Origin of the sequence: Streptococcus sp. 2018162, from assembly GCF_019754175.1 — a bacterium.
In the GTDB taxonomy this organism is placed as follows: domain Bacteria; phylum Bacillota; class Bacilli; order Lactobacillales; family Streptococcaceae; genus Streptococcus; species Streptococcus hashimotonensis.
On the sequence record NZ_JAIJZP010000003.1, the window covers coordinates 54,271 to 71,075 of the forward strand.

At 44.0% G+C, this 16,805-nt stretch carries 17 protein-coding genes; 14 read left to right on the top strand and 3 right to left on the bottom strand.

Translation table 11 applies throughout. The features are described from left to right. The 6 genes from K5Q22_RS04180 (at nt 1) to K5Q22_RS04205 (ending at nt 6,299) form a co-directional block, all read left to right on the top strand. Nucleotides 1–405, top strand: coding sequence for a hypothetical protein (locus tag K5Q22_RS04180; RefSeq protein ID WP_014638335.1), 405 nt, complete (start codon nt 1–3; stop codon nt 403–405). Nucleotides 406–660: 255 nt separating this feature from the next. Further along, on the top strand, nt 661–2,322 hold the full coding sequence (locus tag K5Q22_RS04185) for a ribonuclease J (RefSeq protein ID WP_024406880.1): 1,662 nt from the start codon (nt 661–663) through the stop codon (nt 2,320–2,322). A gap of 63 nt (nt 2,323–2,385) precedes the next feature. Further along, nucleotides 2,386–3,162, top strand: coding sequence for an alpha/beta hydrolase family protein (locus K5Q22_RS04190; RefSeq protein WP_205013690.1), 777 nt, complete (start codon nt 2,386–2,388; stop codon nt 3,160–3,162). 65 nt (nt 3,163–3,227) lie between these two features. Further along, nucleotides 3,228–3,974 (top strand): M57 family metalloprotease, encoded by a 747-nt coding sequence (locus K5Q22_RS04195; protein WP_205013689.1) that lies wholly within the window; start codon nt 3,228–3,230, stop codon nt 3,972–3,974. Further along, the gene (locus tag K5Q22_RS04200; RefSeq protein WP_205013688.1) at nt 3,934–4,299 is read left to right on the top strand and encodes a hypothetical protein; all 366 of its coding nucleotides are present in this window, start codon (nt 3,934–3,936) and stop codon (nt 4,297–4,299) included. Before K5Q22_RS04195 ends, K5Q22_RS04200 begins: the two co-directional genes overlap by 41 nt. Nucleotides 4,300–4,400: 101 nt before the next feature. Next, nucleotides 4,401–6,299 (top strand): ABC-F family ATP-binding cassette domain-containing protein, encoded by a 1,899-nt coding sequence (locus K5Q22_RS04205; protein ID WP_205013687.1) that lies wholly within the window; start codon nt 4,401–4,403, stop codon nt 6,297–6,299. 35 nt (nt 6,300–6,334) lie between these two features. On the opposite strand, the gene K5Q22_RS04210 is transcribed toward K5Q22_RS04205, so the two are convergent. Next, nucleotides 6,335–6,544 carry a hypothetical protein gene (locus K5Q22_RS04210; RefSeq protein ID WP_205013723.1) on the bottom strand — a complete coding sequence of 70 codons (210 nt, stop codon included), beginning with the start codon at nt 6,542–6,544 and terminating at the stop codon, nt 6,335–6,337. Nucleotides 6,545–6,631: 87 nt separating this feature from the next. On the opposite strand from K5Q22_RS04210, the gene K5Q22_RS04215 reads away from it, so the two are divergent. Together K5Q22_RS04215 and K5Q22_RS04220 are read left to right on the top strand one after the other, a co-directional pair. Next, nucleotides 6,632–7,108, top strand: coding sequence for a helix-turn-helix domain-containing protein (locus K5Q22_RS04215; RefSeq protein WP_205013686.1), 477 nt, complete (start codon nt 6,632–6,634; stop codon nt 7,106–7,108). Nucleotide 7,109: 1 nt separating this feature from the next. Continuing rightward, nucleotides 7,110–7,937, top strand: coding sequence for a putative RNA methyltransferase (locus tag K5Q22_RS04220; protein ID WP_205013685.1), 828 nt, complete (start codon nt 7,110–7,112; stop codon nt 7,935–7,937). 38 nt (nt 7,938–7,975) lie between these two features. On the opposite strand, the gene gatD is transcribed toward K5Q22_RS04220, so the two are convergent. Together gatD and murT are read right to left on the bottom strand one after the other, a co-directional pair. Next, entirely contained in the window at nt 7,976–8,761 is a 786-nt protein-coding gene (gene gatD / locus K5Q22_RS04225) for a lipid II isoglutaminyl synthase subunit GatD (protein ID WP_205013684.1), read from the bottom strand. Continuing rightward, on the bottom strand, nt 8,761–10,104 hold the full coding sequence (gene murT, locus K5Q22_RS04230) for a lipid II isoglutaminyl synthase subunit MurT (protein ID WP_205013683.1): 1,344 nt from the start codon (nt 10,102–10,104) through the stop codon (nt 8,761–8,763). The genes gatD and murT overlap by 1 nt, the downstream gene beginning before the upstream one ends. A 181-nt stretch (nt 10,105–10,285) precedes the next feature. Here murT and cdaA point away from each other — a divergent pair, with 181 nt between their 5' ends. The 6 genes from cdaA (at nt 10,286) to K5Q22_RS04260 (ending at nt 16,737) form a co-directional block, all read left to right on the top strand. Further along, entirely contained in the window at nt 10,286–11,140 is an 855-nt protein-coding gene (gene cdaA, locus K5Q22_RS04235; protein ID WP_024399762.1) for a diadenylate cyclase CdaA, read from the top strand. Further along, nucleotides 11,130–11,834 (top strand): YbbR-like domain-containing protein, encoded by a 705-nt coding sequence (locus K5Q22_RS04240; protein WP_205013682.1) that lies wholly within the window; start codon nt 11,130–11,132, stop codon nt 11,832–11,834. The genes cdaA and K5Q22_RS04240 overlap by 11 nt, the downstream gene beginning before the upstream one ends. 12 nt (nt 11,835–11,846) lie before the next feature. Next, nucleotides 11,847–13,196: a phosphoglucosamine mutase gene (gene glmM, locus K5Q22_RS04245; RefSeq protein WP_024406888.1), complete on the top strand. Its 1,350-nt coding sequence runs from the start codon at nt 11,847–11,849 to the stop codon at nt 13,194–13,196. A gap of 162 nt (nt 13,197–13,358) precedes the next feature. After that, nucleotides 13,359–14,903 (top strand): ABC-F family ATP-binding cassette domain-containing protein, encoded by a 1,545-nt coding sequence (locus K5Q22_RS04250; RefSeq protein WP_105211997.1) that lies wholly within the window; start codon nt 13,359–13,361, stop codon nt 14,901–14,903. Nucleotides 14,904–15,004: 101 nt separating this feature from the next. Continuing rightward, nucleotides 15,005–15,781, top strand: coding sequence for a class I SAM-dependent methyltransferase (locus tag K5Q22_RS04255; protein WP_205013681.1), 777 nt, complete (start codon nt 15,005–15,007; stop codon nt 15,779–15,781). Nucleotides 15,782–15,957: 176 nt separating this feature from the next. Continuing rightward, nucleotides 15,958–16,737, top strand: coding sequence for a serine protease (locus K5Q22_RS04260; protein ID WP_239514848.1), 780 nt, complete (start codon nt 15,958–15,960; stop codon nt 16,735–16,737). The last annotated feature ends 68 nt before the right edge of the window (nt 16,738–16,805 follow it).

Below are 16,805 nucleotides of genomic sequence, written 5' to 3' on the forward strand. Positions count from 1 at the left end.
ATGAGAAAATGTTTAGCTATTTGTAGTCTGTTGTGTTGTCTCTTTTTGGTAGGATGTCGGACAGGAGCAGCTTATCAGGCAGAGATTGAACCGATGGAACAATCAGAATTGTATACGGAAAAAGAGATTGAGGCGGCTATTCTTGTAGTTGAAGATTACTTTGATCACCATTTTAAAAGTTGTAAATTGCTGACTATCGGTTATAGTGGTGATAATGAAAAGGAATTTGATGAGTGGGCGGAGCACTATGGTGCAGAGGAAGCCATTATCCTAACTTCGTCTTTTAAGGTAGCAGCTGAGGGGGCAGAGCCCACCTTAGAGCCTAATAGTACCCATACGGATTGGAAATGGATTTTAGTGCGGAATGTTGGTGGTAAGTGGGAACATAAGGGACATGGTTACTAATGTATATGTAGAACTTCGTTGATTTTCAGCGGAGTTTTTTGTAAATTTTCTTGAAAAAATGTATAATAGAAGCGATAGCTATTTAGGAATTTCTATTTAAAAGTTGCTTTGATGGTTGAATATAATGTTGAACCAAAGTGTGTCTTTTGCAAATAGAGCTCCGACATAGCAGACTGTAATTCGACTTGGAATTCCCAAGGACCGTTGGTAAGAAAAATAAAATGGACACCTGTGGGATGTCCAAAAGGAGTAAAGATGAGTACAATTAAAATTATGGCTCTTGGGGGTGTGCGGGAAAATGGAAAAAACCTGTACATTGCCGAAGTGAATGAACATATTTTTGTTTTGGATGCAGGGGCAAAGTATCCTGAGAATGAACAGTTAGGTGTGGATGTAGTCGTCCCTAATTTCGATTATTTGGAAGAAAATAAGCACCGTGTAGCAGGGGTCTTTTTATCTCACGGGCATGCAGATGCTATCGGAGCGCTTCCTTATCTCTTGGAGAAAGTGAAAGTGCCAGTATTTGGTTCGCACTTGACTATCGAACTGGCTAAGCTACTTGTCAAGGGGAATAATGCTACTAAGAAATTTAATGATTTCCATGTTATCAATGCAGACACTGAAATTGATTTCGGGGATTCAGTGGTATCTTTCTTTCAGACGACCCACTCTATTCCAGAGAGTTTAGGAATTGTCGTTAAGACGGATGAAGGAAATATTGTCTACACAGGTGACTTTAAGTTTGACCAGGCGGCAGATAAGTTTTATCGTACGGATTTTGGGCGATTGGCTGAAATCGGTAACGAAGGTGTGTTGGCCCTCTTGTCAGACTCAGCTAACGCAGATAGCAATGTTCAAGTAGCGAGCATGCATGAGGCTGGGGAGGAAATTCTCAATACGATTGCTGACTGTGATGGGCGTGTTATTGTGGCAGCAGTTGCCAGCAATATTGTACGGATTCAACAGATTTTTGATGCAGCAGAAGCAACTGGTCGTCGTGTCGTATTGACAGGACATGATGTGGAAAACATTGTCCGAACAGCGATTCAATTGAAAAAACTTCGTTTGGTCAGCGAACGCCTGTTGGTAAAACCAAAGGATATGAACAAGTATGAAGACCATGAATTAATTATTTTAGAAACTGGTCGTATGGGCGAGCCGTTAAATGGATTGCGTAAAATGTCTATCGGTAGACATCGCTATGTTGAAATCAAAGAAGGTGATCTAGTTTATATTGTTACCACTCCAAGTATTTCAAAAGAAGCGGTTGTTGCTCGTGTGGAGAACTTGATTTACAAGGCTGGTGGTACCGTAAAATCTATCACAAAGAATCTTCGCGTATCTGGGCATGGGAATGCGCGTGATTTGCAGCTCATGCTCAACATCATGAAGCCTAAATATCTTTTCCCAGTTCAAGGGGAGTATCGTCAATTGGATGCTCACGCTAAGGCTGCGCTTGAAATTGGTATGTATCCAGAAAACATTATCATCGTTAAGCGTGGGGATGTCATGGCTTTTGAAGAGGGGGATTTTGTCCATAGCGGAGCGGTTCCTGCTGGTGATGTCATGATTGACGGAAATGCCATGGGCGATGTTGGAAATATCGTCCTTCGTGACCGTAAGATCCTCTCAGAAGACGGTATCTTTATTGTGGCTATCACTGTCAACCGCCGTGAGAAAAAAATCATTTCTAAAGCCAAGGTCAATACTCGTGGTTTTGTCTACGTGAAAAAGAGCAAGGACATCTTGCGTGAGGCATCAGAATTGGTGAATACAACGGTGGAAAATTACTTTACAAAGGATAGCTTTGACTGGACAGAGCTTAAGAGTGCTGTTCGCGATGATTTAGCAAAATTCCTCTTTGACCAAACCAAACGTCGCCCAGCTATTTTACCGGTAATTATGGAAGTTAAGTAAGCTGATTTATATACATAAGAAGAGCCGAGGAAACTCAGGCTCTTTACCATAAGGAGAAGATTTATGGCAATAATGAAAATTGAATACCACTCAGAAGCTCTAGATATGTCTAGACAGGTTACGGTTTTATATCCAGATCGCAATCGTGTGGAAAATCCTGATGACAACGACATTCCTGTCCTATATCTTTTGCACGGTATGGGAGGAAATCAGGATTCCTGGCTGAATCGTTCTACAGTGGAACGGTTGGTTCGTTATACCAATCTTATCGTGGTTATGGTCAATACAGATAAAGGCTGGTATACCAATACTACTTACGGTATGAATTATTATGATGCTATTGCAGTAGAGTTGCCTCAAATTCTCAAACGATTTTTCCCAAATATGTCTGACAAGCGGGAGAAGAATTTTATCGCTGGTTTGTCTATGGGTGGTTATGGGACCTTCAAGATTGCCATGATGACCAATCGTTTTTCACACGCAGCTTCGCTTTCAGGCGCATTGTATTTTGATTTTGATAATCCAGCGGCAGCAGAATTGGGAAGTCTTTCGTATTGGCAAGGAGTATTTGGTGACATTTCTGATAAACAGAATCCAAATAATTTGTTAGAAATTGCTAAACAATCCGATAAAAATACCAAATTTTATGCCTGGTGTGGTGAGGAAGATTTTCTCTTTGAAGGGCATCAAAAGGCAGTTGGAGAGTTAAAAGAGCTGGGATTTGATATAGAGGCAAGTTTCGGACCTGGTAAACATGAGTGGTACTACTGGAATCAGCAGATTGAGAAGGTATTGGCTTGGTTGCCAATTGATTTCAAATTGGAAGAAAGACTGTCCTAGTTTTTAAGAAAAGTTTCAGAAATTATGGCTATACTAAAACCTATTTCTAGAAAGAGGTATAGTCTATGAAACTTATTGGAAATATTCTACGGTGGATTTGGCGGACATTTTGGGGTCTGATTTGGTTATCAATGGTGTTATTGGCTTGTGGTCTAGGTCTGTTATTCTATTTTCAACAGGAAGCAGCGCCACAGATGTTGCAAACCTTGGCTCAGGAAGTGCAACTGATGGTTAAAGGGCAGTCTGAAGTGACGATTGAAGAAGGTGTTAATACCATTAAACACCTGACTACTGATACGGTTAATACAGCCGACCATGGTCGATGGGAAAGTAATACTGCGACTGTTTACATTGAAACTCAGAACCCAACATTTGTAGCTGCCTATGAAACAGCCATTGCCAATTGGAATGCGACAGGGACCTTCACTTTTGTGATGACAAGTGACCCAAGTCAGGCCGATATTATTGCAACAGAAATGAATGATGGAAATACCCAAGCAGCAGGCGAGGCCAATTCAACGACTAACTTATTAACCAATTATTATAGCTCTGTAACGGTGCGTCTGAATAGTTTTTATTTATTAAACGACCAATATGGTTATGATATGGATAGAATTATCCATACAGCTGAGCATGAATTGGGCCATGCTATTGGCCTAGATCATGAAGATAGTCAGACCTCTGTTATGGAATCGGCAGGATCTAATCATGGTATTCAGCAGGCAGATATTGATGCGGTTCTTGCCTTATATTCAGAAGAGAAGGGAAAATATGCTTCGAACAATTACAAACACAATAAAACGTTATCCTGAGCAAGCCTTGCTTTTCATTTACAATGCAGGAATTTTTACTTGGTTGCAATCGACCAGTCGTTCAATTATGGAACAAATTGGTATAGATAGCAACTGGTTTGATAAAATCCCCGAACCAATCAAGGCCTGGACAGATGCAAGTCTAGAGAGTATGCAAACCTTACTCAATTCTTCCGCTTGGGGATGGCTGATTGTTTCGATGATTTTGATGCTGGTCATCCGCTTTGTCAAGGGCTTGATTAAGTTTGTCATCATGCTGATTATTATCGGCGGTGGTCTTTATCTGCTTTGGCAGAATAGGGAATTGCTTAGCGGTTTGGTCTAAATATTTTTTGAGAAGGACAGTGACTGTAAAGTCGCTGTTTTTTTGCTGAAATCAGAAAAAGGAATCCGCACTGTTACCCTAAATTATGGTACAATATTTTTATGATTATTCTAAGTGGAAACAAGATTGAACGCTCTTTTGCGGGCGAGGTTTTATTTAATAATATCAATATTCAAGTGGATGAGCGGGATCGGATTGCCCTTGTCGGAAAAAATGGGGCAGGCAAGTCTACTCTGCTCAAAATCCTTGTCGGAGAAGAAGCAGCGACCAGCGGTGACATTTCAACCAAGCGTGATTTGTCCCTCTCTTATCTGGCACAGGACAGCCGTTTTGAGTCGGAAAATACTATCTATGATGAAATGCTCCATGTCTTTGACGACCTGCGGATGACGGAGAAACGCCTGCGGTCTATGGAAGAACAAATGGGCAGTCTGTCTGGTAATGAACTTGACCAGCTGATGAAAACTTATGATAGTTTGTCAGAGGAATTTCGTCTGGCAGGTGGTTTTAGCTATGAGGCGGACATTCGTGCCATTTTGAATGGTTTTAAGTTTGACCAGACCATGTGGGACATGAAAATCTCCGAACTTTCTGGCGGTCAAAACACTCGACTTGCTCTGGCAAAGATGTTGCTTGAAAGCCCAGAGTTATTGGTGCTGGATGAGCCGACCAACCACCTGGACATTGACACGATTGCCTGGCTGGAAAACTACCTCGTGCATTACAAGGGAGCCTTGATTATCGTCAGCCATGACCGCTATTTCTTGGACAAGGTGGCGACACTGACACTGGATTTGACCAAGCATTCCTTGGATCGTTATGTGGGCAATTATTCTCAGTTTGTCGAGCTCAAAGAACAGAAGTTACAAACGGAATTGCAAAACTATGAAAAGCAGCAGAAGGAAATTGCCAAACTAGAAGACTTTGTCCAGAAAAATATCGTCCGTGCTTCGACCACCAAGCGTGCTCAGGCTCGACGGAAAAAACTGGAAAAGATGGAGCGACTGGACAAGCCAACAACTGGTCAGAAGTCTGCCAACATGACCTTCCAGTCAGACAAGACTTCAGGAAATATCGTCTTGACAGTGGAAAATGCTGCGGTGGGTTACGACGGGGACATTCTCTCCCAGCCCATTTCTATTGACCAACGGAAGCTGGATGCCATTGCCATTGTCGGTCCCAATGGTATCGGAAAAACAACCCTGCTCAAATCTATCATCGGAGCTCTGCCATTTATCAAAGGGGAAGCCAAGCTAGGAGCCAATGTGGAAGTGGGCTACTACGACCAGACCCAGTCGGCCCTGACGCCGTCCAATACGGTCTTGGAGGAGCTCTGGTCAGCCTTTCCGACCACACCTGAAGTGGAGATTCGCAACCGCCTTGGAGCCTTCCTCTTCTCAGGCGATGACGTCAAAAAGTCCGTATCTATGCTGTCTGGTGGGGAAAAAGCCCGTCTGCTCCTCGCTAAGCTGTCTATGGAAAACAACAACTTCCTCATCCTCGACGAGCCGACCAACCACCTGGACATCGACAGCAAGGAGGTCCTGGAAAATGCCCTCATCGACTTTGACGGCACCCTGCTCTTTGTCAGCCACGACCGCTATTTCATCAACCGCGTCGCCACCAAGGTCCTCGAAATCTCGGAAACGGGCTCCACGCTCTACTTGGGCGACTATGATTATTATTTAGAGAAAAAGGCAGAGCTGGAAGTAGAAGCCCAGCCTGACCAGCTAGAAAGCACCAGCCAATCAGCCGGAGCCATGGACTACCAAGCCCAAAAGGAAAACCAAAAAGAGCAACGCAAACTGGCCCGCCGCATCGAGCAAATCGAGGCAGAAATTGACAACATCGAAAACCGCCTAAGCGAGCTCAACCAAGCCATGCTAGAAACAAACGATATCGCCCAGCTGACCGATTACCAGAAAGAAATCGACCAACTGACAGCCCAACAAGAAAGCCTCATGGAAGAATGGGAAGCATTATCTGAGCAGATGGGGTAGGTTGACAGGAAGTTGACAATCTGTCAGAAACGCTATCAAATCAAGCTTGCAAGCAGGTCTTGCGATAGAAAAATCTGCCGCAACATTCCCTTGCGGTCAAAAATGCCTGAGCAAGCCAGCCTTTCTTGGCAAATATTGACTGCTAAGCTAAGATAAGTATAGAGATTAGCATCACTTCTCGAAGTTGGTGTCAACATCTCAGTGCAGTGGTTGATTGGCAGATTTGTTCGTGTTGCACACTTCAAATCTGACCTAATCAACTGTGCGGGGGCGGAACGACGAACTCTTTTTCATTTTTCGAGTTCTGTCCCGCTCCCAGAGAGGAGAATGAAATGAACTTTGGACAACAAATCAAAGACTTACGGAAGAAGGAAGGTTTGACCCAGGAACAGTTTGCCCTCAAGCTCAATGTGACACGGCAGGCTGTTTCCAACTGGGAAAATGACAAAAACCTACCCGACTTGGAACTCTTGATTCTCATGTCCTCTGTCTTTTCAATCTCCCTAGATCAACTTATCTTAGGAGGAACTGACATTAACAACATGACAGAAAAACTTGTCAAGGACGGTCGCGAAGGTCGCCGTACCCAGATGCACCTGACCATTACCATTATCGGAAGCTTTCTCATGGTTTTAGGCTTTGCCTGCTTTCTCATCAAGGCCAATTCCGTCGACTATGTCGATTCCAATGGCATTCTACACGAAAACTTCTACCTGCTCCCAGTCGGCTACTTGCTAGTCTTTACAGGAGCCCTTGCCACGCTCCTATCAGGACTATCCCTGCACCGCTTTAGAAAAGAAAACAAGTAACATGACCAAACACCCACGTTTCCTTAATAGCGACCAATTTTTCACCTGTCCACATTGTGGGCAGGCTCTTGGTCTTGACCTAAACAGCCTCCGTTGCCCCAACCGCCACACCTTCGACATCGCCAAGCAGGGCTATGTCAATCTGGCGCCCCAGGTCAAGCAGTCCGCCAACTACCACAAGTCTAGCTTTGAAAACCGCCAGGCCTTTTTGGAGGCGGGCTATTACGATCATCTCTATGAGGCTTTGGAGGGGAAAATAGCAGAGCTGGGCTTGCAGTCTGTCTTGGACATCGGCTGTGGGGAGGGCTTTTATTCCCGTAAGTTAGCCGAGAAAATGGACTTGGACATTCTTGCTTTTGACATTTCCAAGGATTCCATACTCCTAGCAGCTAGATCTGACAGCAGCAAGTCGGTCAAATGGTTTGTCGGTGACTTGACAAAGTTGCCCATTCAAGACAAGACCATTGACGGCATCTTGGACATCTTTTCCCCAGCCAATTATCAGGAATTTGCCAGAGTGCTGAAAGCTGGTGGAGCTATTCTCAAGCTAGTCCCAGGCCCCAATCACCTCAAGGAGCTCCGCCATTTAGCCAAAGACCAACTCCGCAAGGAAGCCTATGATAACCAGGAGATTGTGGACCATTTCAGGTCTTACGTGGGGCAGGTGGAGCAGGTGATGGTCAGCCAGACTATGCCGATTACAGCCGCCCATGCTCAAGTCCTGGCAGACATGACGCCTCTCTTTTTCCAAGTGGACCAGTCCAAGTTGGATTTGAGCCAGTTGACCGAGATTACGGTTGAGGGAGTGCTTTTGATTGGTACGATATAAAAAATGAAACCGCCTCTGATTTCAGAAGCGGTTTTGCTTTATTTCTCAAATTCTGCCTTGCTTTTTACATCGCCGTATTCTTCAGCGACTTCTTTGCTGAGGATGTCAGCGTAGCTGGCAAGTTGGATGTCTTGTCCGTATTTTTTGCGGAGGGCAGTTGTGACCAAGCGGTAGGCTAGGTTGGCATTGCGGGACAGGATTGGTCCGTGGAAGTAGCTGCCGAAGGTGTTTTTGTAGTGCAGGCCTTCGCCGCCATCCTCCTTGTTGTTGCCATTACCATAGACCACCTTACCCAGCGGTTTTTGGTTGTCAGCTAGGAAGGTACGGCCTTGGTGGTTTTCAAAACCATAGTAGGTTTCGTTGAATTCATCATTGTGAATCTTGATGTCACCGATGTAGCGGTTGTTGGTTTGGTTGAGGGTGTAGTGGCCCATGATACCCAGTCCATCAATCTTGCGGCCGCCAGCTTCGATGTAGTATTGACCGAGCAATTGGAAGCCACCGCAGATAGCCAGCATGACACCGTCGTTTTCGATAAAGTCTGCTAGGCTGTCTTTTTTAGTTGGTAAATCTTTTGCTAGAATAGATTGTTCATAGTCCTGACCACCACCGAAAAAGGCGATGTCGTAGAAATCCTTGTCAAAATCATCAGTTAGGGAAACGATGTCCACCTGAACACGAGCCCCCAGCTTTTCAGCTACATACTTGAGCATGAGGATATTGCCATTGTCACCGTAGGTATTCATCAAATCGCCGTAGAGGTGGGCGATGTGGAGATCATAAGTGTAGTCTTTTTCAGGACTTTTTAATGACGTATAGACCATTATTTCATCTCCTTTCCAACGGCTTGGCGTTGAGCCAGCAAGTCACGGAATTCCAGCATAGCTGTATAGGTTGCGAGGATATAGGCATGCTGACTGCTAGACTGCTCAATCAAGGTCATGATGTCTTCCAGTTTTGGAGTTTCAGTAATTTGGTCCTCTGGATAGCCAGTCACACGGAGGCGACGGGCGATTTCAGACGAACGAACACCGCCTGCAAAGACTTGTGGAATATCCATTTGAGTGATTTGTTCAAAGTCGGCGTCCCAAATCCAGCTGGTATCAATTCCGTCTGCGTAGTTAGCATTGAGAAGGACGGACAGGCTAAAATCGTAAGGAGCTAGTTTCATCATTTCAATGGCCTGGGTTGCACCGACAGGGTTTTTAATCAAGACCAGGGTACAATCCTTATTGCCCAATTTAAAGGTTTCTTGGCGACCGAAAACGGCCTTAGACTTGTCAAATCCTGCCTTGATTTTCTCAGGAGATACGCCGAAAAATTCTGCTACGCTGACAGCTGCTAGGGCATTGTAGATATTGTAAAGCCCGCCGATGTTGATCTTATAATCCTGACCGTCAATGACAAAAGTAGAAGAAGTATTGGTGATTTCCTTCAACTCTGTCAACTTGTAGTCCAGCTCAGGTCGGCTAAAGCCACAGTTGTTACAGATATAGCTGCCCAAGTTAGCGTAGGTATTGAGCTTGTACTGGATAATCTGGTGGCAATGCGGGCAGAGAACGCCTTCGGTATTGTAATGGGCCAGACGTGGCTCATGCTCGTCCGTCGCAAAACCGTAGTATTTTACTGGATTGATAACGGTGGTCGAGTTGAAAAGCGGGCTGTCACCATTGGCGAGAATGGTTGCCTGAGGTGCCTTGGCAGCCCCGTCCAAAATCATCTGGTAGGTGGTATAAATCTCACCATAGCGATCCATTTGGTCGCGGAAGATATTGGTGAAGACAATCAGGCTAGGCTTGATAAAGTCGGTGACACGAGCCAGGCTGGCTTCATCAATCTCCAAGACAGCAATCTTCTTGCCATTTTTATTTTTCTTGGCGGATAAAAATGTTGCTGTAATCCCCGTAATCATATTGGCGCCGCTGGTATTGGTCGTAATTTCTCCAAAGGCTTCTTGGAGGATGCCAACTGTCAAGGCGGTGGTCAGGGTCTTACCGTTAGTACCTGTCACAACAACGACTTCATAGTCCTTAGCCAAACTATCTAAAATATGTTTATCGAATTTGAGGGCAATTTTTCCAGGCAGGGTAGTACCACGTCCTAGTTTTTTCAAAATGAACTGGGAACTTTTTCCTGCTAGAATACCCAAAGCTGTATTTATTTTCATGGGACTATTTTATCATAAAGGTCACTGATTTTCTAGAATGGAGTGTGTTGGAATGTGATATATTCCTGCAGTAAATCTGTAATATTTTTAACAGGAAGGTCACTATTTTCTAAAGAAAAGGGGAAAAAATATGGTATAATGAGTACATTACTATGTATGAGTTAGAAAGTATGAGAATGATATGTTAAACCTAAACCAGTTACTGGATACAGGGTATTGGTCGAGTTTGATAGCCAGTCCTTGGACCGCACTGTTGCACCTAATTGATATTAGTATAGTTGTTTATTTGATTTATAATTTTAGTAAGGCTATTGCAGGTACTAAAATTATGACATTGATTCGAGGGGTTTTTCTCTTCATTATTGTCCAGATTATAGCTAGTTTATTCGGTCTGCAGACGATTGCTTGGCTGATTAATCAAGTAATCACGTATGGAGTTATTGCAGCAGTAGTTATTTTTGCACCAGAGTTGCGTGCCATGCTTGAAAAACTCGGCAGGACAACTCAGATTTTTGGGGCAAATACTGTGAGTGCAGAAGAAAAGCTAATTGTTGCTTTTCTCAAATCTGTTGCTTATATGTCTCCGCGTAAAATTGGTGCACTTGTGGCAGTAGAACAAGCTCAAACATTGCAAGAATATAGAGCAACGGGGATTCCTCTCAATGCGGATATATCTCAGGAATTGTTAATAAATATTTTCATCCCGAATACACCGTTACACGATGGGGCCGTAATTGTCAAGGAAGACAAGGTAGCGGTTGCTTGTGCTTATTTGCCCCTGTCAGAGAGCGCAGGAATTTCAAAGGAATTTGGAACACGACACCGTGCAGCCATTGGCTTATCGGAGGTATCTGATGCGTTTGTATTTATTGTTTCTGAAGAAACTGGCAGTATCTCTATTGCACGAAACGGGATATTCAAACATGACTTGACATTGGATGAGTTTGAAGCAGAGTTGCGAGCGACTTTTATTTCTGAAAATGTAGAGAAAAAGTCCATCTGGAAGCGATTAGGAGGTGGCAAACATGAACGATAAGTTTAGAGCTGTAGGTCACTTAACCCTATCTATTTTTCTAGCATTGTTGCTCTTTTTCTATGCAACCACCACCAACTATAAAAATTCAGAATCAGCTGCACAGAACACGGAGTCAGAAACCTATGTTCACACACTGAACAATGTACCGATTGAGATTGAATATGATACAAATAAGTATTTTATTTCTGGATTTTCTTCGACGGTGGCAGTTGAATTAAGGGGCTCTAATCGTGTTCTCCTACAGAGAGAATCAGATGAGTCAACTCGGACTTTTCAAGTGACTGCGGATTTGAGAGAGTTGAGTGATGGGACACAAACTGTCAAGCTACAATTGACCAATTTGCCGGCAGGAGTGAGTGCGACACTAGCACCAGATGCGATTACCGTCAAGATTGGTAAAAAAGTTAGCAAGGCATTCCCGGTAGCTGGTCGAGTCTATAGTAATCAATTGGCAGAAGGTTACAGTCTGTCTAAGGTTTCAGTCAACGTAGATACCGTTAAAGTGACAACGGATGAAGAAACAATGGCTAAGATTGATCGAGTCGAAGCTGTTGCGATGGATGTGAGCAATCTGTCTGAGAATTATAGTGGCACAGCTAAATTACAGGCTGTAGACAGCGATGGCAATGTCTTGCCAGTTGTACTGTCTCAGACGGAAGCAAATATGCAAATTATACTTACAAAAACAAAATAAGAGGTTATGAAAATGGGTAAATATTTTGGGACAGATGGTGTCCGTGGAGAAGCAAACGTAGAATTAACGCCAGAATTAGCATTCAAATTGGGTCGCTTTGGTGGTTATGTCCTTAGCCAGCATGAGACGGATGTTCCTCGTGTCTTTGTAGCGCGTGATACACGTATCTCAGGTCAAATGTTAGAGGCTGCCTTGATTGCAGGGCTTCTATCAGTAGGGATTCATGTGTATAAATTGGGAGTTTTGGCGACACCGGGTGTTGCTCACCTAGTCAAAACTGAAAAAGCAAGTGCAGGTGTCATGATTTCTGCAAGTCATAACCCAGCGCAAGATAACGGTATCAAATTCTTTGCTGGTGATGGTTTCAAATTGGATGATGCATTGGAAGCGGAAATTGAGGCTCTTCTTGATGCTGAGGAAGACACATTGCCACGCCCATCCGCTCAAGGTTTAGGAGATGTGGTAGAATATCCAGAAGGTCTACGTAAGTACCAGCAATTCTTGGTGTCAACTGGTACAGATTTGGCCGGTATGAAAGTTGCACTCGATACAGCTAATGGTGCTGCAGCAACATCTGCACGTCAAATTTTTGTAGATTTGGGAGCAGATTTGACAGTAATGGCTGAAAAGCCAGATGGCTTGAATATCAATGAGGGTGTTGGCTCAACTCATCCTGAAAAATTGCAAGAACTGGTCAAGGAAACAGGTAGTCAAATTGGACTTGCCTTTGATGGTGACAGTGACCGCTTGATTGCTGTCGATGAAAATGGTGACTTGGTCGATGGCGACCGTATCATGTATATCGTTGGTAAATACCTTGCTGATCGAGGTCTATTGGCCAAAAATACAATTGTGACCACAGTTATGTCCAACCTTGGTTTCCATAAGGCTTTGGATCGTGAGGGTATTGAAAAAGCTGTGACCGCAGTTGGTGACCGTTATGTGGTCGAAGAAATGCGCAAGGAAGGCTACAATGTCGGTGGTGAGCAGTCAGGACATGTGATTCTGATGGATTATAACACCACAGGAGACGGCCAGTTGACCGCTGTGCAATTGACCAAAATCATGAAAGAAACTGGTAAGAAGTTGTCAGAATTGGCAGCAGAAGTGACCATTTATCCACAAAAATTGGTCAATATCCGTGTGGAAAACAGCATGAAAGACAAGGCAATGGAAGTGCCTGCTATTGCAGCTATCATTGAAAAAATGGAAGCAGAAATGGCTGGCAACGGTCGTATCTTGGTTCGCCCAAGTGGCACTGAGCCCCTCTTGCGTGTTATGGCAGAAGCACCAACGGATGCTGAAGTCGATTACTACGTGGACACCATTGCCGATGTGGTCCGTGCGGAAATCGGGAGTTAGACAGAAATCAGTAACTCGCAGAGTTTGATTTCGTTGTCTAACCCCCGCAAGGTTGAGTAGGAATTTCACAGCTGATAGGCGAAGAAATTCCACTCAAGACTGCGAAAATAAAAGTAAAAACTGGGGTTTGTTACTCCAGTTCTTTGATGTTATGAGGAAATTATGAGTATTTTAGAAGTAAAGAATTTAAGTCATGGGTTTGGTGACCGTGCCATTTTTGAGAATGTCTCCTTCCGTCTCTTGAAAGGGGAGCATATCGGTCTTGTCGGTGCCAATGGTGAAGGAAAATCGACCTTCATGTCCATCGTGACAGGTCAGCTGCAGCCAGACGAAGGCAAGGTTGAATGGTCACGTTATGTAACGGCAGGTTATTTAGACCAGCATGCTAAACTAGAAAAAGGTCAATCAGTCCGTGATGTCTTGCGGACAGCATTCGATGAACTCTTCAAGACAGAAGCTCGTATCAATGATATTTACATGTCTATGGCAGAAGAGGGAGCCGATATGGATGCCCTCATGGAAGAGGTTGGTGAGCTGCAAGACCGTCTGGAAAGCCGTGATTTCTATACGCTTGATGCCAAGATTGACGAAGTAGCGCGTGCGCTTGGTGTCATGGACTATGGCATGGACAAGGATGTGACGGAGTTATCGGGTGGACAACGGACTAAGGTTCTTTTGGCAAAATTGCTCTTGGAAAAACCTGACATCTTGCTTCTGGATGAGCCGACCAACTACTTGGATGCAGAACATATTGATTGGCTCAAACGCTACTTGCAGAATTATGAAAATGCCTTTGTCTTGATTTCGCACGATATTCCTTTCTTGAATGATGTGATTAACATTGTCTACCATGTGGAAAATCAGCTTTTGACTCGCTACACGGGCGATTACTATCAATTCCAAGAAGTCCATGCTATGAAGCGGGCTCAGTTGGAGGCGGCCTACGAGCGCCAGCAGAAGGAAATCGCAGATTTGCAGGACTTCGTTAACCGTAACAAGGCCCGTGTTGCAACTCGAAACATGGCCATGTCTCGTCAGAAGAAATTGGACAAGATGGAGATTATTGAGCTTCAAGCAGAGAAACCAAAGCCGTCATTTGATTTCAAAATGGCTCGAACTCCAAGTCGCTTTATCTTCCAAACGACTGATTTGGAAATTGGTTATGACCGTGTATTGACACGTAAACCGCTCAATCTGACCTTTGAACGCAACCAGAAGATTGCCATTGTCGGTGCCAACGGTATCGGTAAATCTACTCTTCTTAAAAGTTTGCTGGGGATTATTCCACCGCTGGGCGGCTCTGTGGAGCGTGGGGAGTATTTGGAACTAGGCTATTTCGAGCAAGAAGTAGCTGGCGGCAATCGTCAGACCCCGCTGGAAGCCGTTTGGGATGCCTTTCCAGCCCTTAACCAGGCGGAAGTACGGGCAGCCTTGGCTCGTTGTGGTCTGACTTCCAAGCATATCGAAAGCCAGATCCAAGTTCTTTCAGGTGGTGAGCAGGCCAAAGTTCGCTTCTGTTTGCTTATGAACCGTGAAAACAATGTCCTGGTTCTCGACGAGCCGACCAACCACTTGGATGTGGATGCCAAGGATGAACTCAAACGTGCCCTTCAAGCCTATAAGGGCTCAATTCTCATGGTCTGTCACGAACCTGATTTCTATGAAGGCTGGGTGGACGATGTATGGGATTTTAACGACTTGACATAAGGAAAGAAGCTATCGAAAGGTAGCTTTTCTCTTTCTTTGTGCTATAATATAAGTATGAAAATCGAGGTCACACTAGCTAGGCCTCTCCAGAGGAGATAAGAATGACAGATTATGTAAACTACAATCAAGAACGTTGGAATCGAGTTTCAGCTAGACAGGGAAATGCCTACACGGTTCCGCTCAGTCATGAGGAATTTCTTGTTGCCAAAGACAAGCCCTTATCTGTTTCCCTGACGGTTGGAAAGACGGTTCCGCTTGACTGGTTTGAAAAGGCCCAAGGCAAGAAATTGTTGGGGCTGGCCTGTGGTGGTGGTCAACAGGGGCCGATGTTTGCGGCTCACGGTTACCAAACGACCATTATGGACTTCTCCAAGGAACAGTTGGACAAGGATAGGCTAGTTGCTGAGCGAGAAAATCTGGATTTGCAAACGGTGCAGGCAGATATGACACAGCCTTTTCCTTTTGAAGACGAGAGTTTTGACATCATTTTTTGCCCTGTTTCAAATGTTTATATCGAAGATTTGACCAATATGTGGCGGGAATCCTATCGGGTCTTGAAAAAAGGTGGCTTGCTCATGGTTGGTTACATGAACCCTTGGATTTATGTCTTTGATGCTGATGATGTTTGGGAGCATCCAAACAGAGCATTGGTTCCAATGTACAGCCTACCTTTCAATGCACGACAATTAGAAGAAACAGGACAAATTACAATTGACCCAGAATATGGCTATGAATTTAGCCACAGCTTAGAAGAACAGATTGCTGGGCAATTACGAGCTGGTTTTGCCATGATTGATTTTTATGAATCTAAAGACAGTCGCAATCGCTTGACTCAATTTGCCTCAGATTATATAGCGAATTTATCGATAAAGTGGTAGGCAAATACTTCTGACAGAAAGTATTTTAACAGGGTTAGTTAGATAAGTACTAGTCCTATTTTTGAGCTATTGTCAATGGATGAGAAGAGCCTAAATCGTTGAACAAAAAAACTTGGAAACGCTTGCATTTCGTAATTAGGATTGATATAATGAAAGAAAAAACAGGAGGTTTTCAAATGAAAACGAAATTACTGCTTGGCGTAGCCCTTCTTAGTGTCGGTCTATCGGTGGCTCCTCCTACAATAGTAGAGGTTGAAGCACAGACGACTCACGTTTCAGATCCAGCTCTACGCAATAGTTATCCATATAATTTATCTCATTATTTGGAAGTAAATGTTGGTTCCGGTCAAACCAAAAAAGGTTCAGCCATTCTGATAGCTCCGAATACTTTATTAACCGCAGCTCACGTAGTGGCTGATAATGGGACTGGACGTGTGACCAGCCAAACTTGGTCTGGAAATGCTGTTTGGGGTGATGCTTCACCATACTATGAACTGTCAGAAATTAAGAGAACCAATACCTTTAATCCCTTCATTCCGATGCCAGGATATGGTGGAACATGGGATGCTAGTCGTGACGTAGCCCTTGTGAAAATCACCACTCCTAGCAGAAAAACACAGACAGCCAATACGGCAAATGCTCGGCTAGGAATTTACCGCAACACCTATGACCTAGTTGGTCGACAATTTTTAATGGTCAGCAACAGCATTAATCTCTACGGACGTTGGGAATACGAATATGGAACCATTACGGAAGTCCGTTATGACGGTTTGCTTCAAACCAATATCACAGGTGTTAAGGGGCAATCCGGCTCGCCTGTTGTTGTAGACGGTCGCATTATTGGTGTCGTATCCAATATTGATTCTAATTCAAAAATCGTTATTACTCCGTTGACTATGGAGATGAAAACACAATTATTTGATAAGAATGGTATCAAAAATATTGATATTTACTAGTGATATTCTTGAGTCATCAAAGTCCTGCTTTACTGATAAGGCAGGGCTTTTAATTGCAATCCTAACAC

Coding starts and splice junctions, on each gene's coding strand:
- K5Q22_RS04200 (WP_205013688.1), top strand. CDS start 3,934: ATGCTTCGAACAATTACAAACACAATAAAACGTTATCCTGAGCAAGCC.
- K5Q22_RS04205 (WP_205013687.1), top strand. CDS start 4,401: ATGATTATTCTAAGTGGAAACAAGATTGAACGCTCTTTTGCGGGCGAG.
- gatD (WP_205013684.1), bottom strand. CDS start 8,761: ATGGTCTATACGTCATTAAAAAGTCCTGAAAAAGACTACACTTATGAT.
- glmM (WP_024406888.1), top strand. CDS start 11,847: ATGGGTAAATATTTTGGGACAGATGGTGTCCGTGGAGAAGCAAACGTA.
- K5Q22_RS04190 (WP_205013690.1), top strand. CDS start 2,386: ATGGCAATAATGAAAATTGAATACCACTCAGAAGCTCTAGATATGTCT.
- K5Q22_RS04255 (WP_205013681.1), top strand. CDS start 15,005: ATGACAGATTATGTAAACTACAATCAAGAACGTTGGAATCGAGTTTCA.
- K5Q22_RS04195 (WP_205013689.1), top strand. CDS start 3,228: ATGAAACTTATTGGAAATATTCTACGGTGGATTTGGCGGACATTTTGG.
- K5Q22_RS04260 (WP_239514848.1), top strand. CDS start 15,958: ATGAAAACGAAATTACTGCTTGGCGTAGCCCTTCTTAGTGTCGGTCTA.
- K5Q22_RS04240 (WP_205013682.1), top strand. CDS start 11,130: ATGAACGATAAGTTTAGAGCTGTAGGTCACTTAACCCTATCTATTTTT.
- K5Q22_RS04185 (WP_024406880.1), top strand. CDS start 661: ATGAGTACAATTAAAATTATGGCTCTTGGGGGTGTGCGGGAAAATGGA.
- cdaA (WP_024399762.1), top strand. CDS start 10,286: ATGTTAAACCTAAACCAGTTACTGGATACAGGGTATTGGTCGAGTTTG.
- murT (WP_205013683.1), bottom strand. CDS start 10,104: ATGAAAATAAATACAGCTTTGGGTATTCTAGCAGGAAAAAGTTCCCAG.
- K5Q22_RS04215 (WP_205013686.1), top strand. CDS start 6,632: ATGAACTTTGGACAACAAATCAAAGACTTACGGAAGAAGGAAGGTTTG.
- K5Q22_RS04220 (WP_205013685.1), top strand. CDS start 7,110: ATGACCAAACACCCACGTTTCCTTAATAGCGACCAATTTTTCACCTGT.
- K5Q22_RS04180 (WP_014638335.1), top strand. CDS start 1: ATGAGAAAATGTTTAGCTATTTGTAGTCTGTTGTGTTGTCTCTTTTTG.
- K5Q22_RS04250 (WP_105211997.1), top strand. CDS start 13,359: ATGAGTATTTTAGAAGTAAAGAATTTAAGTCATGGGTTTGGTGACCGT.